At 72.3% G+C, this 25,393-nt stretch carries 21 protein-coding genes, 3 tRNA genes, 1 other RNA gene and 1 riboswitch; of the genes, 18 read left to right on the top strand and 7 right to left on the bottom strand.

The window, feature by feature from the left end:
* Positions 1-36: 36 nt before the first annotated feature.
* The 3 genes from H3C53_09315 to H3C53_09305 all read right to left on the bottom strand — a co-directional run bounded on the left by H3C53_09315 (position 37) and on the right by H3C53_09305 (position 2,855).
* Positions 37-870: an ABC transporter permease gene (locus tag H3C53_09315; GenBank protein MBW7916862.1), complete on the bottom strand. Its 834-nt coding sequence runs from the start codon at positions 868-870 to the stop codon at positions 37-39.
* Positions 871-1,146: 276 nt separating this feature from the next.
* A complete protein-coding gene (locus tag H3C53_09310) occupies positions 1,147-2,007 on the bottom strand; it encodes an inositol monophosphatase (protein MBW7916861.1) in 861 nt (286 codons plus the stop codon).
* A 47-nt stretch (positions 2,008-2,054) separates the two neighbouring features.
* The gene (locus H3C53_09305; GenBank protein ID MBW7916860.1) at positions 2,055-2,855 is read right to left on the bottom strand and encodes a class I SAM-dependent methyltransferase; all 801 of its coding nucleotides are present in this window, start codon (positions 2,853-2,855) and stop codon (positions 2,055-2,057) included.
* A 222-nt stretch (positions 2,856-3,077) separates the two neighbouring features.
* Between H3C53_09305 and H3C53_09300 the strand changes: the two genes are divergently transcribed.
* Together H3C53_09300 and H3C53_09295 are read left to right on the top strand one after the other, a co-directional pair.
* The gene (locus H3C53_09300; GenBank protein ID MBW7916859.1) at positions 3,078-3,989 is read left to right on the top strand and encodes a cytochrome c; all 912 of its coding nucleotides are present in this window, start codon (positions 3,078-3,080) and stop codon (positions 3,987-3,989) included.
* On the top strand, positions 3,961-5,415 hold the full coding sequence (locus H3C53_09295) for a hypothetical protein (GenBank protein ID MBW7916858.1): 1,455 nt from the start codon (positions 3,961-3,963) through the stop codon (positions 5,413-5,415). Before H3C53_09300 ends, H3C53_09295 begins: the two co-directional genes overlap by 29 nt.
* Positions 5,416-5,471: 56 nt before the next feature.
* On the opposite strand, the gene H3C53_09290 is transcribed toward H3C53_09295, so the two are convergent.
* A complete protein-coding gene (locus H3C53_09290) occupies positions 5,472-6,614 on the bottom strand; it encodes a DegT/DnrJ/EryC1/StrS family aminotransferase (GenBank protein MBW7916857.1) in 1,143 nt (380 codons plus the stop codon).
* Positions 6,615-6,714: 100 nt separating this feature from the next.
* Here H3C53_09290 and H3C53_09285 point away from each other — a divergent pair, with 100 nt between their 5' ends.
* The 3 genes from H3C53_09285 to H3C53_09275 all read left to right on the top strand — a co-directional run bounded on the left by H3C53_09285 (position 6,715) and on the right by H3C53_09275 (position 10,531).
* Entirely contained in the window at positions 6,715-7,377 is a 663-nt protein-coding gene (locus H3C53_09285) for a hypothetical protein (protein ID MBW7916856.1), read from the top strand.
* Positions 7,378-7,535: 158 nt separating this feature from the next.
* A riboswitch (SAM riboswitch) is annotated at positions 7,536-7,658 on the top strand.
* A 328-nt stretch (positions 7,659-7,986) separates the two neighbouring features.
* Entirely contained in the window at positions 7,987-9,318 is a 1,332-nt protein-coding gene (locus tag H3C53_09280; GenBank protein ID MBW7916855.1) for an aminotransferase class V-fold PLP-dependent enzyme, read from the top strand.
* Positions 9,242-10,531 carry a homoserine O-acetyltransferase gene (locus H3C53_09275; protein MBW7916854.1) on the top strand — a complete coding sequence of 430 codons (1,290 nt, stop codon included), beginning with the start codon at positions 9,242-9,244 and terminating at the stop codon, positions 10,529-10,531. The genes H3C53_09280 and H3C53_09275 overlap by 77 nt, the downstream gene beginning before the upstream one ends.
* Positions 10,532-10,577: 46 nt before the next feature.
* On the opposite strand, the gene H3C53_09270 is transcribed toward H3C53_09275, so the two are convergent.
* The gene (locus H3C53_09270; protein ID MBW7916853.1) at positions 10,578-12,122 is read right to left on the bottom strand and encodes an ABC transporter ATP-binding protein; all 1,545 of its coding nucleotides are present in this window, start codon (positions 12,120-12,122) and stop codon (positions 10,578-10,580) included.
* A 98-nt stretch (positions 12,123-12,220) separates the two neighbouring features.
* On the opposite strand from H3C53_09270, the gene ssrA reads away from it, so the two are divergent.
* The 9 genes from ssrA to H3C53_09225 all read left to right on the top strand — a co-directional run bounded on the left by ssrA (position 12,221) and on the right by H3C53_09225 (position 22,154).
* Positions 12,221-12,577: a transfer-messenger RNA gene (gene ssrA / locus H3C53_09265) on the top strand.
* A 171-nt stretch (positions 12,578-12,748) separates the two neighbouring features.
* Complete coding sequence (gene ugpC / locus H3C53_09260; GenBank protein ID MBW7916852.1) at positions 12,749-13,846, top strand: sn-glycerol-3-phosphate ABC transporter ATP-binding protein UgpC; 1,098 nt, start codon at positions 12,749-12,751, stop codon at positions 13,844-13,846.
* A 59-nt stretch (positions 13,847-13,905) separates the two neighbouring features.
* Complete coding sequence (locus tag H3C53_09255; GenBank protein MBW7916851.1) at positions 13,906-15,885, top strand: ABC-F family ATP-binding cassette domain-containing protein; 1,980 nt, start codon at positions 13,906-13,908, stop codon at positions 15,883-15,885.
* Between the two features lie 5 nt (positions 15,886-15,890).
* Positions 15,891-16,685 (top strand): fumarylacetoacetate hydrolase family protein, encoded by a 795-nt coding sequence (locus H3C53_09250; protein MBW7916850.1) that lies wholly within the window; start codon positions 15,891-15,893, stop codon positions 16,683-16,685.
* Entirely contained in the window at positions 16,682-17,707 is a 1,026-nt protein-coding gene (locus H3C53_09245; protein ID MBW7916849.1) for an MBL fold metallo-hydrolase, read from the top strand. The genes H3C53_09250 and H3C53_09245 overlap by 4 nt, the downstream gene beginning before the upstream one ends.
* Positions 17,704-18,327: a phosphoribosylglycinamide formyltransferase gene (locus H3C53_09240; protein ID MBW7916848.1), complete on the top strand. Its 624-nt coding sequence runs from the start codon at positions 17,704-17,706 to the stop codon at positions 18,325-18,327. Before H3C53_09245 ends, H3C53_09240 begins: the two co-directional genes overlap by 4 nt.
* A complete protein-coding gene (purD, locus tag H3C53_09235) occupies positions 18,324-19,535 on the top strand; it encodes a phosphoribosylamine--glycine ligase (GenBank protein MBW7916847.1) in 1,212 nt (403 codons plus the stop codon). The genes H3C53_09240 and purD overlap by 4 nt, the downstream gene beginning before the upstream one ends.
* Before the next feature lie 19 nt (positions 19,536-19,554).
* Positions 19,555-20,253: a hypothetical protein gene (locus H3C53_09230; GenBank protein MBW7916846.1), complete on the top strand. Its 699-nt coding sequence runs from the start codon at positions 19,555-19,557 to the stop codon at positions 20,251-20,253.
* Between the two features lie 20 nt (positions 20,254-20,273).
* Positions 20,274-22,154, top strand: coding sequence for a 1-deoxy-D-xylulose-5-phosphate synthase (locus tag H3C53_09225; GenBank protein ID MBW7916845.1), 1,881 nt, complete (start codon positions 20,274-20,276; stop codon positions 22,152-22,154).
* Between the two features lie 92 nt (positions 22,155-22,246).
* Here H3C53_09225 and H3C53_09220 read toward each other — a convergent pair whose 3' ends face one another.
* Positions 22,247-23,815: an ABC transporter substrate-binding protein gene (locus tag H3C53_09220; protein MBW7916844.1), complete on the bottom strand. Its 1,569-nt coding sequence runs from the start codon at positions 23,813-23,815 to the stop codon at positions 22,247-22,249.
* 175 nt (positions 23,816-23,990) lie between these two features.
* Here H3C53_09220 and H3C53_09215 point away from each other — a divergent pair, with 175 nt between their 5' ends.
* The 4 genes from H3C53_09215 (at position 23,991) to H3C53_09200 (ending at position 25,111) form a co-directional block, all read left to right on the top strand.
* Positions 23,991-24,617: a histidine phosphatase family protein gene (locus H3C53_09215; GenBank protein ID MBW7916843.1), complete on the top strand. Its 627-nt coding sequence runs from the start codon at positions 23,991-23,993 to the stop codon at positions 24,615-24,617.
* 131 nt (positions 24,618-24,748) lie between these two features.
* A tRNA-Asp gene (locus H3C53_09210) sits at positions 24,749-24,824 on the top strand.
* Between the two features lie 62 nt (positions 24,825-24,886).
* A tRNA-Phe gene (locus H3C53_09205) sits at positions 24,887-24,962 on the top strand.
* A 74-nt stretch (positions 24,963-25,036) separates the two neighbouring features.
* Positions 25,037-25,111: transfer RNA gene (locus H3C53_09200), tRNA-Thr, on the top strand.
* Positions 25,112-25,124: 13 nt separating this feature from the next.
* Here H3C53_09200 and H3C53_09195 read toward each other — a convergent pair.
* The coding region (locus H3C53_09195) for a tyrosine-type recombinase/integrase (GenBank protein ID MBW7916842.1) at positions 25,125-25,393 on the bottom strand (269 nt) is incomplete at its 5' end.

Genomic DNA, 25,393 nt, shown 5'->3' with positions numbered 1-25,393 from the left:
CCCCTCCGAGGCCGCCGCCCGCGCGGGGAGCGCGCCTCACCGGCGCTCCGCCAGGTCGAGGGCGTCGCGCAGGCCCTCGCCCATCAGGTTGAACGAGAGGCTGGTGACCAAGATGGCCACGCCCGGGAAGACGACCAACCACGGCGCGTTCAGGAAGTATGACTGGCTCTCGTTGATGATCCCGCCCCACGACGGCGTTGGGGGCTGCACCCCCACGCCGAGGAACGACAGGCTGGCCTCGAGCAGCACCGTCGTGCTGATCCCGAGCGTGCCGAACACCATCAGGGTGCTGACGAGGTGGGGGAGGATGTGCTTGGCCAGCGTGCGCAACGTGCCCACGCCGAGGGCGCCGGCCGCCTCGACGAACTCGCGCTGGCCGATCGACAGCACCTGGGCGTAGATGGCGCGCGCGATCCACACCCAGTTGACGAGCGCGATGACGAGCGCCACGATCCAGAGGCTGGGCCGCAGGATGGCGGCGAGGGCGATGGCGAGGATGAGGGCCGGGAACGCCGTCATGACGTCGGTGAGGCGCATGAGCACCGTCTCCGTTGCGCCGCGGAAGTAGCCGGCGGCCACGCCAACCAGGAGCCCGATGAGGACGGCTGCGCCGTTGGCGACGACGCCCACGAGCAGGCTCACGCGGGCGCCGTAGATGACACGGGAGAGGAGGTCGCGGCCGAGCAGGTCGGTGCCGAACCAGTACGGCGCGCCGGGCGGCAGCGGGAACCCCTCGAGGGTGAGGCCGTCGAAGTACTGCTTGGCGGGGTCGTGCGGCGCCAGCAGCGGCGCCAGCAGGCTCACCACGACCACGACGAGGACGCCCACCGTGCCGACCACCGCCGCCCGGTTGGCCGCGAAGCGCCTCAGCCACTTGGGGCGCGCGCGCCCCGCGCCGCCACCGGCCCGCCCGGAGACCGGGCCGTCCACGCCAATCGCCACCCCGACCGCCCTCCTATGCCCCCTTCCCCCGCGCAAGCAGTCCGCTCGGGCGCAGGCGTGAGCACCCGGGCGGCCGCGCCTCGCGCCCGTCCGTGGTGCCCCTCGCGCCGCGGCGAGGATGCTCGGTGCCACGATTCTATCCGCGGCCCTGCGCGACCGCAAACGCGTCTCGGTAGGCGCTACGCGGCCAAGCGGTGGGCGGGGTCAGCCGGCCGCGGACCCCTCCACGATGCCCAGCTCGCGCGCCACCCCGCGCGCCTCGGCCAGCACCCGCGGCGTGCCGGCCGCCACGTGGAGGCGCTTCGCGCGTAGCCAGTCGGCGCCCCCCGTCCAGAACTCGAAGGCGGCGCCCGCCTCCCGCACGATCACGGCGCCGGCCGCCACGTCCCATGGCGCCAGCCCGAACTGCCAGAAGAGGTCCAACCGACCGTCCGCCACGAAGCAGAGGTCGCGCGCGGCCGAGCCGCTCGCGCGCACCCCGGCGGACGCTCCGGACACGCCGGCGAAGAAGCGCGCCAGGCGGGCGTCGTCCCGCATCGGCTCGGTGAAGTTGGTGCTCAACAGCGCGTGCGACAGCGGGCGATCCTGGCTCACCCGGAGGCGCTCGTCGCCGCGCCAGGCGCCCCCGCCGGCGTACGCCCAGTAGACCGAATCGGAGGCGGAGTCGTAGATGACCCCCAGCACGCTCGCGCCCTCGACCACGAGCCCGACCGAGACGCAGAAGCCCGGGTAGTCGCGCACGAAGTTGTGAGTGCCGTCGATCGGGTCGATCACCCAGACGGGCGCGTGCGCGCCCAGGTCGCTCAGCCCCTCCTCGCCCAGGAGCCCGAAGCCCGGGTGGGCAGCGCGCAGCGCGCTGGCCAGGCGGCTCTGCGCCTCGACGTCCACGAGCGTGACGACGTCGCCCGGCGAGGTCTTGGTGCTCACCCCGAAGTCGACCCGCCCGGCGTGGTGGTCGAGCTGGCGGCCGCGCGCCCAGCGCCCGACCTCCTGGGCGAGGGGCACGACGAGGTCCTTGATGGCGCCCAGCTGGGCGCCGGTGAGTGGACTGGTGGAGCCGCTCATGGCGCCGATGCTACCCCCGGCGGCGGTGCGGGGCGTGCCCGCCCTGGCTAGCGCGCCACGAAGAAGCCGCTGCTGCGCCGCACCTCGAGCGGCCGGGCGGCCAGGCGCAAGCGCACCCGCTCCTCCCAGCCGGCCAGCTCGGCGAGCAACTCGTCGCTCGGCTCCGGCGGGAGGTAGAGCATGGAGCGCAGGTAGGCGAGCACCACCTCGGCGTCGTCTGCGAAGACGACGTCGTCGCGCCGGTGCACCGAAACGTGCGAGAAGCTGCGAGCCAGCGCCTCGCCGCCGCTCTCGAGCGTGAACGGGAGCGGCGCCACCCCCTCGGCGACCACCCCCGCGCCCTCCCACCGCCCCGGCTCGGCTGCCAGCTCGCGCAGCCCCGCCAGGTGCGCCTCGCCGTTGGTTGCCGCGATCAGCGCGCCACCCGGTGCCAGCACGCGCCGCAGCTCGGCCACGGCGCGGTCCAGGTCGCTGACGTGGTAGAGCATGTGGTTCGCGAAGGCAAGGTCGAAGCTCGCCGGCTCGAACGGCAGCGCCGTCACGTCCGCCTGCAGCACCCGGGCGCTTATGCCCGCGTCAGCCACCGCCTCGGCGGCGGCCTCCACCATGCCGGCCGAGAGGTCGGTGAGGGTCAGGCGCCAGCCGGGCGGCACGCGCCCCGGGTCCCTCGTCCACATGCGCGCCGTGCCGGCGCCGACCTCCAGCACGGCCGCGTCGGGCGGCGCGTCCACGTGAGCGAGGAGCCAGTCGTGGAAGTCCCCGGCGCCGCTCGGGTAGCGCTCGTGGAAGCCGATGCGCGCCCTGAGGCGGTCGGGGGTGCGGTAGGCGGCGGTGTCGGCGCTGGTCATCCCCGAGAGGATAAACCGGCCACGCACACTGCTCACGCGTCACAGCCCGCGCGGGCGCGTCGTGCGTATCGTTCTGCCCAGGAGTGCCGTTCGCGTGCAGCCACGTGCAGCCTGCAGGTTCCGCCCGGCTTGGGGGGACGAGCACCTCTGCAACGGAGCCGCGCTTGGCCGCCCGCGGGCGCTGGGCGCTGCTCCGCGCGGGGCACCCCGGAAGGAGTGGCGATGCAAGCCAACTCGAGTAGATGGTTCACGAGGACGCTGGTCCTGCTGGCGCTGCTGCTTGCCGCCTCGGGCGCCTGGGCGAAGGCCGCGTACTTCATCCAGGCGGACGTCGTGAGGGGCGCGGTCGGCGCCATGGGCGCCGTGTGCGTCGCCAACGCCGTTTTCATCCCGGGCGAGCAGATGGTGTGGCGCGCCTACGTCTACGATTCCGACAGCGGCGACCTCCTGACGCAGGAGCAGATCGACGCCAAGGGCATCAAGGTCTACGGCGAGCTCGACAGCGGCGTCAAGGTGGCGCTCAACTACATCCCGCACCCGCCCGAATCGCCCAACACCGAGCTCTTCTGGGCCGCCGGTTGGCAGATCCCCCGCGACTACGCCACGGGCACCTACCAGTGGTCGGTGGTCGTTGAGGACGCCGCCGGCAACACGGCAACCTACATGCCTATGGGCCACAGCGTGGGCCTCGGAGCCATCAACATCGTCGCGCCGCCGGCCGCCGCCGCGGGCGGCGGCGGCCCGGCCCTCGCCACCGTCGCCGACACGGCGCCGGACGGCGAACAGCTGTTCGTGACCAACTGCTCGGCCTGTCACCAGGCCAACGGCGTGGGCATCTCGGGCACCTTCCCGCCCCTCGCCGGCAACCCGATCATCACCGCCGACGACCCCACCTTCATCACCCGCGTCGTGCTCTACGGGTTGCAGGGCAAGATCACCGTGGCCGGCACCGACTACGACGGCGTCATGCCGCCGTGGCAGAACGTGTTCGACGACGCCCAGATCGCCGCCATCCTGAGTTACGTCCGCAGCACCTGGGGCAACTCCGCTGCAGCTGTCGACGCCGCCGCGGTCGCCGCCCAGCGCGCGGTGCCGGGCAGCGCCGATGACAACTACGCCAAGTACCCGCACTAGGCACTTCGGCCGCGCCGCCCTCGCGCTCGTGGCGGCCGCGGCCCTGCTGGGCGCAGCGAGCGCGCAGGACACCAAGCTGAACTTCGAACCGGTCGGCGGCGTCGTGGGTCAGGCGGTGACAGCCCGCGCCGTCGGCCTCGAGCCGGGCGCGACCTACGACCTGGTGTGGACCAGCGCGGCGGCCGCCTGGAACGTGGCCGACGGCGAGTTCTACGGCATCACCTCCGAGGACACGCGCACCGTGCTGGGCCGGCTGACGGCCGACGCTGCTGGCGCCGCCACCGTCGGCTTCACCGTGCCGGAGGACTACGGCTACGTCCACAACGTCTTCGTCGAGCGCGCGGGCGAGCAGGTGGCGCGGCAGGGGTTCGTGGTCGCGCCCGCCCTGACGATCTCGCCCGCGGCGGGGCCGCCCGGCACGCCCATCACCGTGACGCTGACCGGGGTCGGCTACCGCTTCTGGGAGTCCGTCTGGCACCTCCTCTACGACGGCGCCCACACCGGCTGGCTCTCGGCCGTGACCACGAACGGCACGGCCACGGCCGTCATCCCCGCCACCGGCGGCGTAGGGGCGCACACGCTGCAGGTGCTGTCGGGCACGCATCCGGTGCCGTACCTGAACCAGCAGCAGGCCCCCATCTACAACCCGCAGGTGCCCACCGTCCTCGGCGCCGTGTTCGAGGTGACCGACGGCCCCGCCGCCACCTGGCCCGGCCCGGCCGAGCAGCAACTGCCGCGCGTGCCCGGCGGGCAGGCGCGCGACACGGGCGCGGCCCTCACCGCCGACTACCTGAGCGGCCCCGTCGGCAGCCCGATCACCCTCACGGGGGTGGGCTTCCCTGCCGGCGCCGGCGTCGACATCGCCTGGACCGCCGTGCGCGGCAACCGGCTGAGCGGCAAGGGTTGGGAGGAGGTCGTGGAGCCGCTCGGCACCGCCACCGTTGGCGCCGACGGCACGTTCACCTTCCGCCTCGCCACCCCTGACGACCTGGGCGGCACGCACCGCTTCAGCGCCACCAGCGGCGGCGTGAGCGCCGACCTCGACTACGTGGTGACGGCCAGCATCGCCGCGGCCCCGACGGGGCCGGTGGCGCCCGGCGCCGACATCGTGGTGACCATCAAGGGCGTGGGCTGGACCGAGACGGCCAACATCTACACGCTCCTCATCGACAACGGCTACGTGGGTTACGGCTGCGGCTTCAACAGCAGGGGCGACGTGACCATCCACCTCAAGGCGCCGGGTGCGCGCGGCGTGCACTTCCTGAGCCTCTACCCGGCCATCTATCAGGGCGACCTGCTCGGGCCGGGCTCGCCGCCCGACACCGCCACCGCCAACGCCACCTACCTGCAGGTGCCCATGCTCAACTGGCGCGACCACCCTGGCGAGGAGATCCCCGCCTTCCAGCTGGCCTTCGAGGTGCGTTAGGCCGAACGCCCCGAGGGGCGCGCTCCCATCAGGGCGCGCCCCTCAGGACGGCGCCTTCAGGGCGGCCCCTTCAGGGCGGCGCCGGCCGCCGCCGCCACCAGGGCGATGACCTCGTCGGGCAGCCAGGGGTGGATAGGCACCGACACCACCCGCTCGCAGGCACGCTCTGCCATAGGTGCCGACCCGAAATCGGCGCCGACTGGCTGGCGCGTGAGCGGGGTGGGGTAGAAGCGGCTGAACGCCACGCCGCGCTCGCGGAGGCCGGCCTCGAACGCCTGGCGCCGCTGCGGCGGCAGGCGGAGCGTGAACTGGTGGTAGCGGTGCTCCGGCACGTCGGGCGGGAGGGTGAGCCCGTCCTCGCCGGCCGGCAGCCCGGCAAGGGCCGCCCGGTAGGCGGCGGCGCGCTCGCGGCGCCGGGCGTCCCAGGCGTCGAGCCGTGGCAGCTTGACGCGCAGCACCGCGGCCTGCACCGCGTCGAGCCGCGAGTTGTGCCCCAGGCCGTCGTGCAGGTACTTGTCGGTCGGGCGCGAGCCGTGGTTGCGGAGGCCGCGCAGCCGCGCCGCGGCGGCGGCGTCGTTCGTGACGATCATCCCCCCGTCGCCGTAGGCGCCGAGGTTCTTGGTTGGGTAGAAGCTGAACGCCCCGGCCGCGCCGAAGCTCCCCACCCGCCGACCGGCGTGCTCGCCCCCGAACGCCTGCGCGCAGTCCTCCAACACGGCGAGGCCGTGTCGCGCCGCCGTGGCCATGACGCTCGTCATGTCGGCCGCTAGTCCGAAGACGTGGACGGGCAGCACGGCCTTGCTGCGCGGCGTGACGGCGGCCTCGAGGAGGGCGGGGTCGAGGTTGAGCGTGGCGGGGTCGATGTCGACGAAGACGGGCGTGGCGCCCACGCGCAGCACCGCCTCGCTGGTCGCGAAGAAGCTGAACGGGGTGGTGATCACCTCGTCGCCTGGGCCGACCCCGAGCGCCTCGAGGCCGAGGATGAGCGCGTCGGTGCCCGAGTTGAGGCCCACGGCGTGCCGGACGCCGAGGTAGGCGGCGGCCTCCGCCTCGAAGCCCTCCACCTCCTCGCCGCCCACGAAGACGCCGCTCCTGACGACGCGTTCCAACGCGGGCGCGAGCTCGTCCCAGAGCTCGGCCACCTCGCTCTTCAGGTCCAACATGGGGTGGGTGGGGCCTTGCGCCGCGGCGGTCAGCATAGGCGTCAAGCATAGGACCTATGCCCCGGTGGGTGCGAGGCGCCCCTCCCTATACTTGGACGACGCAGGCCGCGAATGGCGCTGCGCCGGGAGGAGAAGCGTGAACAGGAGCATGGCGTGCGGCAGGTGGTCGGCGGTGGCGGCGGTCTGCCTCCTCGGCGTGGCGTTGGCCCAGCGCCCCGTGGTGCTGAGCGGCAACATGACGAACCCGACGGAGAAGAGCGGCACCGTCGTGGCGTGGGCGGGCTACTTCGACATGAGCCCCACCGGGGTCATCGCCTTCGGCGAGGTGACCGCGGCCGGCGACTTCGCCTTCGAGCTCCCCCGCGCGGTGCACGGCGACGTGCTCCACCCGGTGGAGGCCAAGAACATCTGCCAGTCGGGCGGGCAGGGCCTCACGGTGCAGCCGGCTGGCACCACGCACGTGTTCGTCAACACCCTCATGGCGTTCGACCTGACGGCCACGCCCGTCACGGCGGTGCTCGCCAGCTCGCCCGAGTTCCTGGCGCGCCTGGCGGCCGACAAGCGCGACCTGCTTCCCGGCGACGCCCTCGGCTACTACCTGTACGTCGAGCGCGGCTTGACCCTCCAGGGGAGCTGCGTGAGCCCAGACGGGGTGAACGTCGAGTACGACGTGAGGGCGGGCGCCGGCTGGAGCCGCCTCGCCTACACCTTCGACGTCGTGGACGGCGGCGTGGTGGGGAAGATCGCGACCGTGAGGGAGTTCCCGCCGCAGGTCGGTTGGGTGTCGTCGGTCAGGTGACGCCCGAGGCGCCGCCGCCGGCGGGGCGGGGGCGGCCAGCGGCATGAGCGTCGGCCGTGTGCTTGCACGGCCGACGCTCCGTGTGTTTAACTGCCCAATCGTTCGCGTTCTCGCGGACGGTGCCGCCACCGGCGAGCGCGCCTCGCGCGGACCGCGTGGCCTTATCGAGAGCGGCCGAGGGACCTGGCCCCTAGACGCCGCAGCAACCAGCCTTCATTCAGGCGGGTGCTAACTCCAGCCGGAGGCGCAGCCACGATGGTGAGCCGCCGGGAAGATAGGGGCGAAGAGCCTCGCAACATGGCCACGAGGGCCGCGGCCGGGCGCGCACGAGACGATCTCCGGCGCCGCCGCCACCCGAAGGGGCCGGAGGAGGGCCGGCATGACGAACACCGAACCTGACGCGCGCCGCTCGCGGCGCCTGTGGAGCGACCCCTTCACGCAACGAATGTCCTAGGCGGCCCTGGCCGCGAAGCCGCACCCCGCGCCCTCGCCGGCGGCGAGCGGACGCAGCGGCTGCTCATCGCCCGACCACCATGTGCGTTGACGCACTAGCGTGCGCGCTCGTGCGCGACCGCACTAGCATCCTTCCGATACCAGGAGAGACCCAAGATGGCATACCGCTTCGAGACGCTACAAATCCACGCCGGCCAGGAGACCGTCGAGGCGACCACCAAGTCGCGCGCCGTCCCCATCTACCAGACCACCGCCTACAACTTCGATAGCGCCGAACACGCCGGTCGCCTCTTCCGCCTGGAGGAGTTCGGCAACATCTACACGCGCATCATGAACCCCACCAACGACGTCTTCGAGCGCCGCATCGCCGCCCTCGAGGGCGGCCTCGCCGCCGTCTCCACCGCCAGCGGGCACGCCGCCGAGTTCCTCGCCTTCACCATGGTGGCCGAGGCGGGCGACAACATCGTGGCCTCGCCCAACGTCTACGGCGGCACGCACAACATGCTGAGCGTCACCCTCCCGCGCCTCGGGATCGAGGGGCGCTTCGTGAGCGGCTCCGACGACCCCGCCGAGTTCGCGCGCCTGATCGACGACAAGACCAAGGCCGTCTACATCGAGACCGTCCCCAACCCCAGCCTGCACCTCCCGAACGTGAGGGCCATCGCCGACGTGGCCCACGAGCGCGGCGTGGCCGTGATCGTCGACAACACCTCCGGCATAGGCGGCTACCTCTTCAGGCCCGGCGACCACGGCGCCGACATCGTGGTCCACTCCGCCACCAAGTGGATAAACGGCCACGGCACCGCGCTCGGCGGCGTGATCGTCGACATCGGCTCCTTCGACTGGGGCAACGGCCGCTACCCAGGCTTCTCCGAACCGAGCCCCAGCTACCACGGCCTCGTCTTCTCCGAGGTGTTCGGCAAGGGCTCGCCCTTCGGCAACATCGCCTTCGCCATCCGCGCCCGCGTCGAGGGCCTGCGCGACCAGGGCCAGACGCTCGCCCCCCAGAACTCGTTCCTGTTCCTCCAGGGCCTCGAGACGCTCAGCCTGCGCGCCGACCGTCACGTCGAGAACACCCGCAAGCTGGTGGAGTGGTTCTCGCAACAGCCCGAGGTCGAGAGCGTCAACTACCCCGAGCTCCCAGGCCACCCCAGCTACGAGTACGCCCGCGCCAACTTCCCGAAGGGCGCCGGCGCCTTCTTCACCTTCGACATCAAGGGCGGCCTCAAGGCGGGCCAGGCGTTCATCGACGCGGTCAAGCTCGCCTCGCGCCTCGTCAACCTTGGCGACGCCAAGACCTCCGTCACGCACCCCGCCAGCACCACCCACTCCCAGCTCGACGAGGCCGGCCTCATCGAGGCGGGCGTCGCCACCGGACGCATCCGCGTGACCCCCGGACTGGAGCACATCGATGACCTCATCGAGGACTTCTCCCAGGCCCTGGCCGCCGCCCGCGCGTACCAGCCCTCGGCCGCCGCGGCCGACTGAGCCCCGGCCCGGCGGGAACGCCTTGAGCCAGGACAGCCGCGTCCTAGTCCACGAGACGTGGGGCGACCACGCCGCCCTGCTGGCCCGCGACAGCGCGGGCCGGCAGGGGAGCGTCGGGCAGGTGAGCCAACACGTCCTCGACGTGGCGACCCCCCAACGCCCGCTCGAGCTCCAGCGCGGCGGCCGCCTTGCGCGAGTCGCCGTCGCCTACGAGACGTACGGCGAGCTGAACGCGGCCGGCACCAACGCCGTCCTGGTGGCGCACGCGCTGACGGGCTCCGCTCACGCCGCCGGGGTGGCCGACCGCGAGGAGGTCCCCGGCTGGTGGGACCCCCTCATCGGCCCCGGCAAGCCCATCGACACCAACCGCTACTTCGTCGTGTGCAGCAACGTCCTCGGCGGCTGCTACGGCACCACCGGCCCCAGCAGCCTCGACCCCGCCACCGGCCACCCCTACGGCCCCGACTTCCCGAGCTACACGGTGCGCGACATGGTCGCCGTCCAGCACCGCCTACTCACCGAGCTTGGCGTCAAGAGCCTCAGGGCCGTGATCGGCGGCAGCATGGGCGGCATGCAGGTGCTCGAGTGGGCCGCCACCCACCCGGAGATGGTGAGGGGCATCGTGCCCATCGCCATCGGGGCGCGGCACTCGGCCTGGGCCATCGGCCTCAACGAGGTGGCGCGCCGCGCCATCACCTCCGACCCCGCCTGGCAGGGGGGCCGCTACCCGCTGGAGCGGCAACCCGAGACGGGCCTCGGCCTGGCGCGCGCCATCGCCATGCTCACCTACCGGTCGTACGACTCGCTCGAGCAGAAGTTCGGCCGCGAGCGCGTCGACGGGCACGTGCGCGGCGCCAACGACGCGCTGGAGGCGTCGTTCCAGATAGCCTCCTACCTCGCGTACCAGGGCGTGAAGCTCGTGAAGCGCTTCGACGCCAACACCTACCTGAGCCTCACCCGCGCCATGGACGACTACGACGTCGCCGAGGGGCGCGGCAGCCCCACCGCCGTGCTCGGCGCCATGACCATGCCGGCGCTCGTGATGGGGATCGACTCCGACGTCCTCTACCCGGCGGCGGAGGCCAAGGCCCTGGTGGAGCGGCTGCCCAACGCCCGCTACGCCACCATCTCCTCGCCCCACGGGCACGACGCCTTCCTCATCGAGTACCCGCAGGTGGCGGTCCAGCTCAGGCGCTTCCTGGCCGACGACTGACCTCGCGCCGCGGGGCGGCCTGGGCGCTAGGCCGGACCGCCCCGCCTCACGCGCTGGGCTGCTCGACGGAACCGGCCATCAGCAGGCCCAGGCGCTCGGGCGTGGCCGCGTCGGCCGTCAGCTCGCCCATCACGCGCCCCTCGTACATCACGATGATCCGGTCCGAGAGGCTCATGACCTCGTTCAGGTCGGCGGAGACGAGCAGCACCGGCAGGCCGGAATCGCGCGCCGCCACGATGCGGCGGTGGATGAACTCGATGGCGCCGATGTCGACGCCGCGCGTTGGCTGCGCCATCACCAGGACGCTCGGGCCGCGCTCGAGCTCGCGCGCCACGATCAGCTTCTGGGCGTTGCCGCCGGAGTAGTGGCTCACGGTGATCTCCGGGTCGGTCGGCCGCACGTCGTAGTCCTTGATGAGGCGGCGCGCGTGCGTGACGATGGCGTCCTCCTGCAGGAGCCCGAACGGGCCCGTGTAGGGCGGGCGGTAGTGATCGCCCAGTACCGAGTTGAGCGCGGCCGAGAACTCCGTCACCAGGCCGCGGCCGTTGCGGTCCTCCGGCACGTGGCTCAGGCCCTCCTCGTGACGCTGCCTCACGTCGTGCTCGGTGATGTCCGTCAGGTGGGCGTCCGCTGTCGTCTCCACCAACACCGCGCCCGAGTCGGCGCGGCGCAGGCCCGTGATGACCTCGACCAGCTCCGACTGGCCGTTCCCCTCCACGCCCGCCACGCCGAGGATCTCGCCGCGGCGCACCTGGAAGCTCACCTCGTCGAGGACGTTGCGCGGCTTCACCGGGTGCTTGAGGACCAGGTTGCGGACCTCCAGCGCCACCGCGCCCGGCTCGGCCGGCTTCTTCTGCACGCGCAGCAGCACGTCGCGGCCCACCATCATGTTGGCCAGGCGGCGCTGGTCCGTGTGCGCGCGAGCGACCGTGCCCACCATGCGGCCGTCGCGCATCACGCTCATGCGGTCGCAGATCTCCATGACCTCGTCGAGCTTGTGGCTGATGAAGATGGTGGCGTTGCCCTTGGCGGCGAAGTCGCGCAGGAAGCGGAACAGGCCGCGGGTCTCCTGCGGGGTGAGCACCGCCGTCGGCTCGTCGAGGATGAGGATGCGCGCCTGGCGGTAGAGGGCCTTGAGGATCTCGACCTGCTGCTGCAGGCCGACGGGCAGGTCCTCGATGCGCGTGTCGGCCTCGATGTCGAAACCGAACTCCTCGATGAGCGCCTCGGTGCGGCGCGTGGCGGCCCGCATGTCCAGCGCCGGCCCAAGGCGCGGCTCCGCTCCCAACACGATGTTCTCCGTCACCGTCAGGGGTTCCACCAGCATGAAGTGCTGGTGCACCATGCCGATGCCGCGCGCGATGGCGTCGCGTGCGGAGCGGATCGCGACCTCGTGGCCGTCGACCTCGGTGGTGCCGCTGTCGGCCGGCTGGATGCCGTAGAGGATCTTCATGAGGGTGCTCTTGCCGGCGCCGTTCTCACCGATGAGGGCGTGAACCTCGCCCCAGTCGACGGTGAGGTCGACGTCCTGGTTGGCGACCACCAGCGGGAAGGTCTTGGTGATCCCCCGCATACGGACTGCATGAGGCATGAGGCAGTATAATGCGGCGTGGTCGGCGGGCGTAGCGTCGGCCACGAGCAAGCGCCGCAGCGGGCTAGGGCGCCCGCGAACGGCGAGGACGTCACCGAGGGGGCGACACGGTCTCGACGGGGTCTGCCGAAGGTGAGGTTGCGCGTCGCGGAGGCAGCTGGCCGCGTCAACAAGCTGCCACGCCATCAACTGGCAACAATAACTACGCTCTGGCTGCTTAACCGCAGTTAGCGTTCCCCGGAAGCCCCGCCCATGGCTCGCCGGTGCGAACGTCCTGAAGTGGGCTGGCCGCGAGGTTCGGGCGTTGACCGAAGCGGCGAGAACTATGACGCCTAAGCGCGCGGCAGCGCCGGCCGACGAGCCAGCCGCGCGCCGACAACCGATCGACGGCTACACGCGTAGACGCCCACCGTAGGAGGTTCCGGACGCGGGTTCGACTCCCGCCGCCTCCACCAAGCCGCTCGCCGCCCGCGGGGTCCGCCCCCGGGCGGCGAGCCTCGTCACGGCCACTCGGCGGGGCCACGCGCCGCGGCGGCGACGGCCGCAGGCAACGTGACGGAAGCACCACCGTGCTATCCTCGCCCCAGTCTGACGACCCTTACCCTTGGGCTAGGAGGGCCTTAACAGTGGCAGAGGTAGTACTCGAGCACGTCTACAAGCGGTTCGGCAACGTCACCGCCGTTAGCGACTTCAACCTGCATATCGCCGACGAGGAGTTCATGGTGTTCGTCGGACCCTCCGGCTGCGGCAAGACCACCACGCTGCGCATGATCGCCGGGCTCGAGGAGATCACCGAGGGCACCTGCCGCATCGGCGACCGCATCGTCAACGACGTGCCGCCCAAGGACCGCGACATCGCGATGGTGTTCCAGAACTACGCGCTCTACCCGCACATGAACGTGTACCAGAACATGTCGTTCGGGTTGCGCCTCCGCCACACGCCCAAGCCAGAGATCGACAAGCGCGTCCGCGAGGCCGCCGGCATCCTCCAGATCGAGCACCTGCTCGAGCGCCGCCCCCGCGAGCTGTCGGGCGGCCAGCGCCAGCGCGTGGCCCTCGGCCGCGCCATCGTGCGCGAACCCAAGGTCTTCCTGATGGACGAGCCGCTCTCCAACCTCGACGCCAAGCTGCGCGTCGAGATGCGCGCCAGCATCACCAAGCTGCACCAGCGCCTGGGCGTCACCACCGTCTACGTCACCCACGACCAGGTGGAGGCCATGACGATGGGCACGCGCATCGTCGTCATGAAGGACGGCTTCATCCAGCAGGTCGACAGCCCCATCAACCTCTACGACAAGCCCGTCAACAAGTTCGTCGCGGGCTTCATCGGTTCGCCCGCCATGAACTTCATGGTCGGCACCGTCCAGGACGGGCGCCTCAAGAGCCCCCAGTTCGACCTCAAGCCCGACGCCGAGCTGGCCGCCAAGCTCGCGTCCCACAACGGCAAGAAGGTGTACGTGGGCATCCGCCCCGAGGCCATCGACCTCAAGGGCTACTCCGACATCCCGGAAGGCGACAACGTCATCCAGGCCGTCGTCGACGTGGTCGAGCCCCTCGGCGCCGAGACGCACGTGATCGCCTCCGTGGGCGGCGATCAGAGCATCGTGGCGCGCGTCGACCCGCACGCCCACGTGCGGCCCGGCGACAAGATCGAGTTCCTGGCGCGCCTCAGCGCCCTGCACGCCTTCGACATGGAGAGCGAAGCCAACATCCGCTACGGCTGAACTGCGCCGCGGCGCCGCGGTACGAGCGCGGCCGGGAAGGGCGGTAGACTACCTACCGCATGCTCCTGGCCGCGCTCCAATCCGTCGAGAAGGCCTACGGCGAGCAGGTCGTGCTCGCCGCCGCCACCCTCGAACTGCGTGACGGCGAGCGCGTGGCGCTCGTCGGCCGCAACGGCTCGGGCAAGTCGACGCTCCTGCGCCTCCTCATGCGCAGCGAGGAGCCCGACCGCGGCACCGTCTTCCACGGCGCCGACGTGCGCCTCGCGCTCCTCGACCAGGACCCGCGCTTCGACGCGGCCGAGACGGTCGTTAGCGTCTCGGAGCGCGCCTTCGCCGAGCTTGACGAGCTCGAGGAGCGACTACGCGCCCTCGAGGCCGCCGGGCTCGACGACCCGGACGTCTACCACCGCTGGGAGACCGTGCACGCCACCTTCGAACGACGCGGCGGCTACGCTCGGCGCGCGCGCCGCGACGCCGTCCTCACCGCCCTCGGCTTCGCCGGCCGCCACGACGAGAGCGTCGCGCGCCTGTCGGGCGGCGAACGCACGCGCCTCGGCCTCGCCCGCCTCCTCATGGCGCAACCCGACGTGCTCCTCCTCGACGAGCCCACCAACCACCTGGACATCGAGATGCGCACCTGGCTGGAGGGCCACCTGTCGCGCTACCCCGGCGCGGCCCTCGTCGTCTCGCACGACCGCGCCTTCCTCGACGGCGCCTGCTCGCGCACCGCCGAGGTGAGCAGGGGCGAGCTCCGCCTCGGCCCGGGCAACCCGAGCGCCTACCGGGCGGCGCGCGCCGAGGCGGAACGGATCCAGGCCCTCACGCGCGCCAACCAGGAGCGCGAGCTCCAGCGGCTCGACGCCGCCGCCGCGCAGATGAAGCGCTGGGCCGGGCAGAGCGCCAAGCTGCACCGCCGCGCCAAGGCCATGGAGCGACGCGCGGACCGCTACGAGGACGCCATGGTGGACGAGCTCGCCTCCCCGGAACGCACCACGCGCTTCACCTTCGACTCCGACCCGAGCGGCGCCATCGTCCTCACCGCCGAACACCTGAGCAAGGGCTTCGGGGGGAGGCGCCTCTTCGATGACCTCACGCTCGAGCTGCGCCAGGGGGAGCGCGTCGCGCTGGTGGGGCCCAACGGGGCGGGCAAGACTACCCTGCTCCGTCTCCTCCTCGGCGAGCTGACCTCGGACCACCCGCTCGGTGCCGTGAGGACCGGCGCGCGCGTGCGGCTCGGGTACTACGACCAGGAGCTGAGGAGCGTCGACGGCGACGCCACCCTGTTCGAGGAGCTGCTGCGCCGCATGGGCGACGCCGAGGCGCATAACGCCCTCGGGCGCTTCCTGTTCCCGTACGAGGCGCAGTTCAAGCGCGTCTCCGACCTGTCTGGCGGGGAGCGGGCGCGGCTGGCGCTCCTGGAACTCACGCTCGCGCGCTGCAACCTGCTCGTCCTCGACGAACCCACCAACCACCTGGACGTCGAGATGATCGAGGCGCTCGAGGCCGCCCTCGCGGCGTACGAGGGCACGCTGCTGCTCGTGTCGCACGACAGGCGCTTCCTCGCCAAGCTCGCCACGCGCGTCTGGGAGGTGGCTGACGGTCGCTTCACCGACCACCGCGGCGACTGGGACTACTACCTGCGCATGCGCGGCCGCGCCGCCGCCGCGCGGGTCGCCGCCGACGAGGAGCGCCTCGCCGAGCCCCCGCGCCGCGCCGAGCCGGCGGGAGGCGGCGCCCCGTCGCGGTGGCGGCTCGAGCGGCGCCTGGCCGAGCTGGAGGGGGAGGTGGCGGCGGTGGAGGAGAGGCTGGCCGCGGTCGCGGACCTGCTGGGGCGCCCCGCCGACCTCGCGCCCGGGCAGCTGCTGGAGCTCGGCGTGAGCCTGGCCGAGGAGCCCGGGCCCCCGCCCGGCCAGGGCGAGATGCTGGCGGCCCTCGGCGCGCGCCACGCCGACCTCGACGCCGAGCTGGGGCGGCTCATGGCCGAATGGGACGACATAGCGGATAGGCTGACGGATAGGCTGACCGCCAAGGAGGCGTGACCACGATGCAGCGCGTTAGGTACCGGAGCTTCGACGGCGTCCACTGGGGCGAGCTCGAGGGCGGCATGATCCACCAGCTGACCGGCATGCTCGGCGGCCCCAGCGGCCACAGGGTCCCCCTCTCGGACGTCTCGCTTCTGCCCCCCTGCGACCCGAACGTCATCGTCTGCGTGGGCCGCAACTACGCCGAACACATCCGCGAGATGGGCAACGACCGCAGCGGCCTGCCGCAGGAACCTGGCCTGTTCCTCAAGGGCCTCAACGCCCTGAGCGGCGCCGGCGACGACGTGCCCTACCCGAGCTGGACGAGCGACCTGCAGTACGAGGGCGAGCTGGCGGTCGTGATATCGCGCGAGATGCGGGACGTGAGCGAGGCCGACGCCCTCGAGTACGTGCTTGGCTACACCTGCGCTCTCGACGTGACGGCCCGCGACAAGCAACGCTCCGACCTGCAGTGGGTCCGGGGCAAGTCGGCCGACGGCTTCTGCCCGGTCGGGCCGTGGCTCGAGACCGACCTGGACCCCGCCAACCTGCGGCTGACGACGAAGGTGAACGGCGTCGTCAAGCAGGCGGGCACCACCGCCGACATGATCTTCCCCGTGGCGCGGGTGCTGGCCTACATCAGCACCTTCATGACGCTGGGCCCGGGCGACGTGGTCCTCACCGGCACCCCGGAGGGGGTCGGCCGGCTCCACCCGGGCGACACGGTCGAGGTGACCGTCGAGGGGATCGGCACGCTGACCAACCAGGTGGCGGCCGCGGCCGCCGGCCCGGGCGAGCCGGCCGAACGCGGCGCGTGAGCGTGCTGCAGGACCTGGATAGCGCGGCGCTAAGGCGGGGCGAGGTCCCGCCAGACACCGTGCCGCCAGATTACCCCCGCGTGCGCGACCTCGGCGGCGGGGTGCTGCAACTCGACACGGGTCACCTCGGCAACCCGGGCACCATCGGCGTGTTCGCGCTGCCGCTCCCGACGGGCGGCTTCGCCCTCGTCGAGAGCGGACCGGGCAGCACGCGGGCCCCCGTGCTGGCGGGCCTGCGCGAGGCCGGTCTCGACCCGGCCGAGCTGCGCTACGTGCTGCTGACCCACATCCACCTGGATCACGCCGGGGCCACCGGCGCGCTCGTGGCCGGGACGGGGGCGGAGGTCGTCGTCCACGAGGTGGGTGCCAGGCACGTGATCGACCCGGCGCGCCTGATGGCCAGCGCCCTCCGCGTCTACGGCGACGCCCTCACCACGCTGTGGGGTCACATGCTGCCCGTGCCGGCCGAGCGCGTCAGGGCGGTGAGCGGCGGCGAGGTCCTCGACGTCGGCGGCCTGCGCGTGCGGGTCGTGGCCACCCCCGGCCACGCCTCCCACCACGTCAGCTACCTCCTCGACGACGGCACCCTGTTCACCGGCGACAGCGCCGGCGTGCGGCTTGGCGGCGCCGAGTTGTTGCGGCCCGCCCTGCCGCCCCCGGACCTCGACCTGGAGGCGTGGGAGGCGAGCGTTGAGCGCATGCTGGCGCTGACTCCCGAGCGGCTCGTCCTCACGCACTTCGGGCCCGTCACGGGGCGGGAGGCGGCCGCGCGCCACCTCCGGCTCGTGCCGGTCCGCAACCGCCTGTGGAGCGAGCACGTGCTGGCCGGCATGAACGCGGGCGAGGACGAGGCCGCCCTCGTGGCGGGCGTCAGGCGCCTGGAGGACGCCGAGCTGGCGGAGGCTGGCGTGCTGCCCGGCATCCGCCTGCGCTACAAGGTCACCTCCGACGCGGCCATGACGGTCGGCGGGGTCACGCGCTACTTCGCCAAGCTCCACCCGGAGCGGTTGACGCCGAGGTGACGACCGCCGCGCCAACCGCCGGGCGCTTCCCGCTCGGTCGCCCCGCCCGCCTGGCGGTCCTCGCGTCGGGGCGCGGCTCCAACCTCCAGGCGCTGCTGACCGCCTTCCCGCCCGGACACGAGCTGGCGAGCGTGGTGCTCGTGGTGAGCAACAAGGCCGGCGCCCAGGCGCTCGAGCGCGCCCGCGCCGCCGGCGTGGCCGCGCATCACGTGGCGTGGCCCGACCGGGCCACCTTCGAGGCCGCGCTCGGCGAGCTCCTGCGCGAGGCCGAGGTCGACCTCGTGTGCCTCGCCGGGTTCATGCGCCTGCTGTCGCCGGCCTTCACCGCCGCCTGGACCGGGCGGCTACTCAACGTCCACCCGAGCCTCCTGCCGGCCTTCCCCGGCCTCGACGCGCACGGCCAGGCGCTGCGGGCGGGCGTGGCGGAGACGGGCTGCACGGTCCACATGGTGGACGAGGGGGTCGACACCGGCCCCGTCGTCCTGCAGCGCCGCGTGAAGGTGGTCGAGGGCGACGACGCCGCGAGCCTGGCGGCGCGGGTGCTGGCGGCCGAGCACGTCGCCTACCCGGAGGCCGTGCGGCTCGTGCTGCGCGGCGAGTGGGACGGAGGGCGGGCGTGACGAAGGTCGTCGTGGTCGGCGAGGGCGGTCGCGAGCAGGCGCTGGCCTGGGCGCTACGCGCCGGCGGCGCCGAGGTGACGCACGCGCCCACGCTCGCGCCGGGCGGGAGCGTGGCGGCACTGGCGCGCGCCGTGCTGGCGCAGGCGCCGCGACTGGTCGTGATCGGGCCGGAGGCGCCCCTCGTGGCCGGCCTGGCGGATGAGCTGCGGGCGCACGGGGTGGCGGTGTTCGGCCCGTCGCGCCTGGCGGCGCGGCTCGAGGGCTCGAAGGCCTACGCCAAGGCGTTCATGCGGCGCCACGGCGTGCCAACGGCGGCGTTCGCCGCGTTCGACGACGAGGCGGCGGCGCTCGACCACCTGGCCAGGGCGCCCGTTCCCGTCGTCGTCAAGGACTCCGGGCTGGCGGCGGGCAAGGGCGTGACCGTCGCCCTGAGCCGCGAGGAGGCCGAGGCGGCCGTGCGCGCCGTGTTCGAGGGCGGGCGGGACGGCGCCGAGGTGGTCATCGAGGAGCGCCTCACCGGCCCCGAGCTCACCGTCATGCTCCTGGTGTCGGACGGCGTCCACGTCGCCCTGCCCCTCGCCCGCGACCACAAGCGGCTGGAGGACGGCGACCGGGGCGCCATGACGGGCGGCATGGGCGCCGTGGCGCCCGTGGCCCTCGCCGACCCGGGGTTGCGCGACGTCATCGAACGCACCATCGTGGCGCCCACCCTCGCCGGCATCGCGGCGGAGGGGATGCTCTACCGCGGCGTCCTGTACCTGGGCCTCATGCTCACGCCCGAGGGGCCCAAGGTGCTCGAGTACAACGTGCGCTTCGGCGACCCCGAGGCGCAGGCCGTGCTCCCCCTCCTCGCCGGCAACGCGCCGGAGCTCCTCCTGGCCGTGGCCGAGGGGCGCCTGGCGGGCGCGGACGTCGCCTGGCACGGCGGCGCCAGCGTCTGCGTGGTCATGGCCGCGCCCGGCTACCCCGAGGCGCCGCGGCGGGGCGTGCCGGTGCGGCCGCCCACCACCCTCCCCGCCGGAGTGAGCCTCTTCGCGGGAGGCATGGTGCCCGGCGGCGCCCCCGGCGAGTACCTCACCACCGGTGGGCGCGTCCTCAGCGTCGTGGCGGTGGCGGAGAGCGTCGCCGCGGCGCGGCGCCTCGCCTACGGGGTCGTGGCCGAGGTGCACTTCCCGGGAGCGCAGTACCGGACCGACGTCGGCGCGTGAGGCGCGGTACACTCGCCGCATGCGCACCACTCCCCGGCTCGGCGCCACGCTCCTCATGCTCATCGTGGCGCTCGCCGCCTGCGCGCCCGCCAGCGACGACGGCAAGCGCGTGGGCGTCGAGCAGCTCACCGAAGCGGTCACCTTCTACCCCAACCAGACGGGCGCGACCTGGGAGTACCTCCCGGACGGGGCGCGCCTGACCGACCCGACCACGCGCGTGCAGGTCCTAGGCCCCACCGTCGTGGGCGGCGAGGTCTGGACGGCGTGGCACGCGCGCGGGCGCGGCCTCGACGAGACGAGCTACCGTCAGGTGCGAAGCGACGGCGTGTGGCTCAAGCGGCAGGAACGCCTCGGCACCAGTTACGACTTCGACCCGCCCCTCCACGAGTACCCCGCGCAGGGCGAGCTGCGGGTCGGCGCCCTATGGACGGGCACCACCAACGTGCACATCAGCGCGCAGGACGGCAAGCAGCAACTCGACATGAAGGTCGACTACACCTACATCGTGGTCGACAAGCGCCAGGTCACCGTGCCGGCGGGCGTCATCGACGTCTACGTGATCGACTTCACGAGCCGCACGATGGACGATAGCGGCAACGTCGCGGAGGAGCTCACGCAGACCACCTGGTTCGCGCCCCACCTGGGCGAGGTGCGGCTGCGCAGCGGCCAGGTGCTCGTCGGCACGAACGTGACCCTGCCGGAGGCGAAGGCGCCGTGAACGGCGAGGGACCCCGGGGACTGCTGGCCGGCATCGACCAACCCGCCGACCTCAAGCGCCTCAAGCCGGGGGAGCTGCCGGAACTCGCCGAGGAGCTCCGCAGCGAGATCATCCGCGTCTGCTCGCTGGCCGGGGGGCACCTCGCCTCCAGCCTGGGGGCCGTCGAGCTGACGGTGGCGCTCCACTACCTCTACGACACCCGTCGCGACCGCATCGTGTGGGACGTCGGCCACCAGACCTACGGGCACAAGATCCTCACGGGCCGCAAGGACCGCATCGGCTCCATCCGGCAGCCAGGGGGGCTCGCGGGCTTCACCTCCACCAGTGAGTCGGAGCACGACGCCCTCACCGTCGGCCACGCGTCCACCAGCCTGGCGGCGGCGCTCGGCATGGCGTTGGCGCGCGACGCGCGCCGCGCAGACCACGAGGTGGCGGCCGTGATCGGCGACGGCGCCCTCACGGGCGGCATGGCGCTGGCGGCCCTCAACCAGATCGGGCACCTCAAGCCGCGCATGCTCATCGTGCTCAACGACAACGAGATGTCGATCAGCGAGAACGTGGGCGGCATCAACCACTACATGCGCACCCTCCAGGTCCAACCCTGGTTCCAACGGGCGGAGGACCGCGCCAAGGCCCGCCTCGTGCGCTTCTCCGAGCCGCTGGCGGAGCTTGGCAGCCGCGCGAAGAAGGCGGCCAGGCGCTTCTTCGACCCGGCCAGCAACAACCCGTTCCACGCCATGGGCCTGCGCTACGTCGGCCCCATCGACGGTCACGACATCCCGCAGCTCCTCTACTACCTCGCCAAGATAAGGGAGCTCGACGGGCCCACCATGCTGCACATCGTCACGCGCAAGGGCAAGGGCTACAAGGTGGCGGAGAGCGACCCCATCACCTGGCACGGCGCCTCGGCCTTCGACCCCGACCACCCGGTGGCCAAGGCGGGCGGCGGCACCTGGGCGCGCGCCTTCGGCGACGCCGTCACGGCGCTGGCCAGCGCCGACGACCGCGTGTGGGTCATCACGCCGGCCATGCGGGAGGGGAGCGGCCTCGTCGAGTACAGCAAGGTCCACCCGGACCGCTTCCTCGACGTGGGGATAGCCGAGGACGTGGCCGTCACTGTCGGCGCCGGCCTCGCGCTGCGAGGCGAGAAGCCCGTCGTGGCCATCTACTCGACCTTCCTGCAGCGCGGCTTCGACCAGGTCGTCCACGACGTGGCGCTCGAGGGCCTCGACGTGCTGTTCGCCGTCGACCGGGCCGGCCTGGTGGGCGGCGACGGCGCCACCCACCAGGGCGTCTACGACATCGCCTACCTTAGAAGCGTGCCCAACGTGAGCGTCGCCATGCCGCGCGACGCCCTCGAGATGCGCGGCATGCTCAAGGCGGCGTTGCGCTTGGGCGGCCCCAAGGTCATCAGGTGGCCGCGCGGCGCCGTTAGGCCCGCCCCGGACCTCCCCGTGGCCGAGTGGCCGGAGGTCGAGTGGGGCACCTGGGAGGTCGTCAAGGAGGGCAGCGAGGTCCACGTGCTGGGGCTGGGCCCCACCGTCGGCTACGCCCTGGAGGCCGCCGCCGGCGACCCGCGCGTCGGGGTCGTCAACGCCCGCTTCGTGAAGCCCCTCGACTCCAAGCTGTTGGCGCGGCTAGCGACCACGGCCAAGGCCCTCGTGACGGTGGAGGACCACACGGTGGTGGGTGGGCTCGGCAGCGCCGTCTTGGAGGCCCTCTCCGATCTCGGCAGCGCCCTGCCCGTCGTGCGCCTCGGCATCCACGACGTGATCGTGCCGCACGGCGACCCGGCCAAGCAGCACGAGGAGCTCGGCTACGGCCCCAAGGCCATAAGGCGCGCCATCGGCGAACTCATCGGAGGCGTCGGCGCCGGGGCGGCTTCGCGCAACATCGCCTGAGCCCCAGGCGCGCGCCCGGGTCACACACGGGGTAAGGGAAGGGGGAGCGCCCGGTCTCGGGCGCTCCCCCTATCGGCGTCACGCGCCGGGCGTCACTCCTTGGTGATGGGGTGGAGCGGCACCGAGCTGAAGCCGAGCGGGCTCGACACCCAGCCGTGGATGTTGGCGCGCGTGGCGCTCAGCGAGCGGTTGTGCGCCACCGGCATGGCCATGGCCTGGTCGGCGATGATGTCGTTCGCCTGCGCGTACAGCTGAGCGCGCTTGGCCGGGTCGCCGATCTGGCGCGCCTCCAGCAGGAGGGCGTGCAGCTCGGGGTTGTCCCAACCGCTGCGCCCGACGGCGGACGGGCCGAAGAACGTCATGAGGAAGTTGTCTGGATCCGCGTAGTCGGCGTTCCAGCCGATCATGTACATGGCGAACTTGCCGGCGCGGTAATCGGCGCCGTAGGTCGTCCAGTCCTCCGTCTTCAGTTGCGCGTTGATGCCGACGTCGGCGAGGTAGGTGGCGATCGTCTCGGCGATAGGCTGCGGGGCGGGGAAGTACGGCCGGCTGACCGGCATGTACCAGAACTCGACGTCGAAGCCGTTCGGGAAGCCCGCCTCGGCCAGGAGCTCCTTGGCCTTCTCCGGGTTGTACTCGTACGGCCACGGCTCGCCGTGACCGAACATGACGGGCGGGAGGAGGTCGGACGCCGTGACGCCCAGGCCCTCGTAGAAGGCGTCGACGATGGCGTCGCGGTCGACCGCGTGCATGATGGCGCGGCGCACGAGCACGTTGTCGAGCGGAGCGTGGTCGAGGTGGATGGCAACGTAACCGATGTTCAGCTCGGAGTCGGCGACCTGCACGGTCAGGTTGGGGTCGGCCTTCACCGTGGCGTAGTCGTCGGAGGTGAGGAGGACGGCCACGTCGATGGTGCCCGCCTGCAACTCGGCGAGGCGCGCCGTGGGCTCCTGGATGCCGCGGAAGACGATGCCCTCCACGCCGGCCGGGCCACCCCAGTAATCGTCGTTGCGCTCGAGCACCACCCGCTCGCCCTCGATCCACTCGACGAACTTGAAGGGGCCGGTGCCGACGGCGCCCGCGTTGGGCGTGCCGTAGTTGACGCCCGCCGCCTTGATGGCGGTGGGGCTACCGAACTGGAAGTAGACGGCGGCCCACAGGGCGGGCAGGAACGGCGCCGGCCGGGTGAGCGTCATGCGCACGGTGTACTGGTCGACCACCTCGACGTCGGCTATCAGGTTGCCGCCGCCCGCGATGGTGCCGCCGAAGGTGTCGTCCCACATGACGAAGGTCTTGCCCTCGGCCCGGTTCCCGTAAGGGTTGTCGGCCACGTTCAGGCGGTCGATGTTGAACTTGACGGCCTCGGCGTCGAAGGGCGTGCCGTCGTGGAACTTCACGCCCTGGCGCAGCTCGAACGTCCACTCCGTGGCGTCGGCGTTAGAGCTCCAGGCGGTCGCGAGGGCCGGCACCAGGTCGGTCGAGCCGGGCGCGAAGTCGATGAGTCGCTCGCCGATCTGCGAGCTGACCACCAGCGAGTTGCCGTCGGTGGTGTCGACGGCGTCCAGCGACGTCGGGTAGCCCGACGCGCCGTAGATCAGGGTCTGGGCGCCCGCAAGGCAGGGAACAAGCAGGAGCGCGGCCAACAGTACTACTCTTCTCATCTATCCTCCGGTGGTGGTTGCGAGTCGCGGCTCACGGTGACCCCTGGCCCCGCCCGGACCGCCCGGGCGACGAGGAGACGGTGCCATGCACCCCGCGAACTGCGCTCGTGGACAGAGTCTATCACGGAAGGGAGGCCGGCCGACCCGCCCCCCGCGGCGCGATAGGCTGCACCACGTGAACCTCACCGCGACGGACTGCACGCTATGGCTCATCAGGCACGGCGAGACCACCTGGAACCTGGAGGGGCGGATCCAGGGCCAGAGCGAGAGCCCCCTGAGCGAGTCGGGGCGGCGCCAGGCCCGCGGACTCGGCGCGCGCCTCGCCACGACCAGGTTCGACCGCGTGCTCTCGTCGGACCTCGGCCGGGCGGTGGAGACCGCCAGGCTGGCGTTCCCGGGCCGCGAGCCCGAACTGGAGCCGAGGCTGAGGGAGCAGTCCGCAGGCAGCCTCGAGGGTAGACGCGTCAGCGAGCTCACCCCGGCCGAGTTGGAGGGCCTGCGGGGGCTGACCGCGGCGCGAGCGGGCGGGGGGCCCGCGGGAGCGGAGCCGTACCCCGACCTGCTGGAGCGCGCCCGCGCCTGGTTGGCCGGACTGCGCGGCGACGGGGTCGTGGCCTGCATCACGCATGGCGGCTTCATCCAGGCCGTCCTGCGCCTGGCGTTCGGTCAGACCGACCCGGCCGGCTGGCCGACGGCCCCGCGCGTCATGATCGCCAACACGTCCATCACTGAACTGCGCTTCGTGGCGGGCCGGGCGGTGGTGGCGCGCGTCAACGACCACGCGCACCTCGAGGGGGTCTGAGGCCGGCGGTCTCGCGTTGACACGCCGCGCGCCGGCCGGGTATCCTACGCTTCGCTCTAGGGCCGGGAACGCCGACCAGAACGGCACCCTGTGGTGCAAAGACGGCGCGAGACCGGACCTGAGCGGTGCGCGGAGCCGTAGTGTAGCGGTTAGCATATCTGCCTGTCACGCAGAAGGTCGCGGGTTCAAATCCCGTCGGCTCCGCCAAGACCCTCGAGCCTATGACGGGGGCACGACCGACCGAGTCGCGCCCCCACGGCCGAGGCCCTGGCCAGGTAGCTCAGTCGGTAGAGCATGCGACTGAAAATCGCAGTGTCGGCAGTTCGATTCTGCCCCTGGCCACCACGCGCGGGCGCCGCCATCCCGGCAATGGGCGGGCGGCGCTCGGTCTACGGCCCGCGCACGCCGCGCAGCCGCGCGCCAATGTAGCTCAGCGGTAGAGCAGCCGATTCGTAATCGGCAGGTCGTCGGTTCAAATCCGACCATTGGCTCCAACGAGAACCCCGTTCAGGACGATGTTTCTGAACGGGCTTCTTCTTTGCTTGCGTCAGGTTCCGGGCTTGACCCCCTATCTTGACCCCCTATCTCTGTGAAGCTCGGCACTAAGGCGGCTATCCGCGGCATCGGCTTCCGCTTCGCGCGTTCGAAGAAATGCACGTACGTCCGCATGGTGAACGCTGCGTCGGAATGCCCTAGTACACGCGCTAACGTCGGCGCGTCCATACCGGCGGCGATCATCATGCTAGCGAACGTGTGCCGCAGATCGTGGAACGACA

It is taken from the genome of Trueperaceae bacterium (assembly GCA_019454765.1).
GTDB lineage: Bacteria > Deinococcota > Deinococci > Deinococcales > Trueperaceae > JAAYYF01.
Note: the sequence above shows the minus strand (reverse complement) of the source record. Positions and strands in the feature narration are given on the sequence as shown.

What these genes read in the sequence shown, in the direction of transcription:
- H3C53_09310 (MBW7916861.1), bottom strand. Translation starts at nt 2,007, where the DNA reads ATGAGCGGCTCCACCAGTCCACTCACCGGCGCCCAGCTGGGCGCCATC.
- H3C53_09305 (MBW7916860.1), bottom strand. Translation starts at nt 2,855, where the DNA reads ATGACCAGCGCCGACACCGCCGCCTACCGCACCCCCGACCGCCTCAGG.
- H3C53_09300 (MBW7916859.1), top strand. Translation starts at nt 3,078, where the DNA reads ATGCAAGCCAACTCGAGTAGATGGTTCACGAGGACGCTGGTCCTGCTG.
- H3C53_09295 (MBW7916858.1), top strand. Translation starts at nt 3,961, where the DNA reads ATGACAACTACGCCAAGTACCCGCACTAGGCACTTCGGCCGCGCCGCC.
- H3C53_09290 (MBW7916857.1), bottom strand. Translation starts at nt 6,614, where the DNA reads ATGCTGACCGCCGCGGCGCAAGGCCCCACCCACCCCATGTTGGACCTG.
- H3C53_09280 (MBW7916855.1), top strand. Translation starts at nt 7,987, where the DNA reads ATGGCATACCGCTTCGAGACGCTACAAATCCACGCCGGCCAGGAGACC.
- H3C53_09275 (MBW7916854.1), top strand. Translation starts at nt 9,242, where the DNA reads ATGACCTCATCGAGGACTTCTCCCAGGCCCTGGCCGCCGCCCGCGCGT.
- H3C53_09270 (MBW7916853.1), bottom strand. Translation starts at nt 12,122, where the DNA reads ATGCCTCATGCAGTCCGTATGCGGGGGATCACCAAGACCTTCCCGCTG.
- H3C53_09255 (MBW7916851.1), top strand. Translation starts at nt 13,906, where the DNA reads ATGCTCCTGGCCGCGCTCCAATCCGTCGAGAAGGCCTACGGCGAGCAG.
- H3C53_09250 (MBW7916850.1), top strand. Translation starts at nt 15,891, where the DNA reads ATGCAGCGCGTTAGGTACCGGAGCTTCGACGGCGTCCACTGGGGCGAG.
- H3C53_09230 (MBW7916846.1), top strand. Translation starts at nt 19,555, where the DNA reads ATGCGCACCACTCCCCGGCTCGGCGCCACGCTCCTCATGCTCATCGTG.
- H3C53_09220 (MBW7916844.1), bottom strand. Translation starts at nt 23,815, where the DNA reads ATGAGAAGAGTAGTACTGTTGGCCGCGCTCCTGCTTGTTCCCTGCCTT.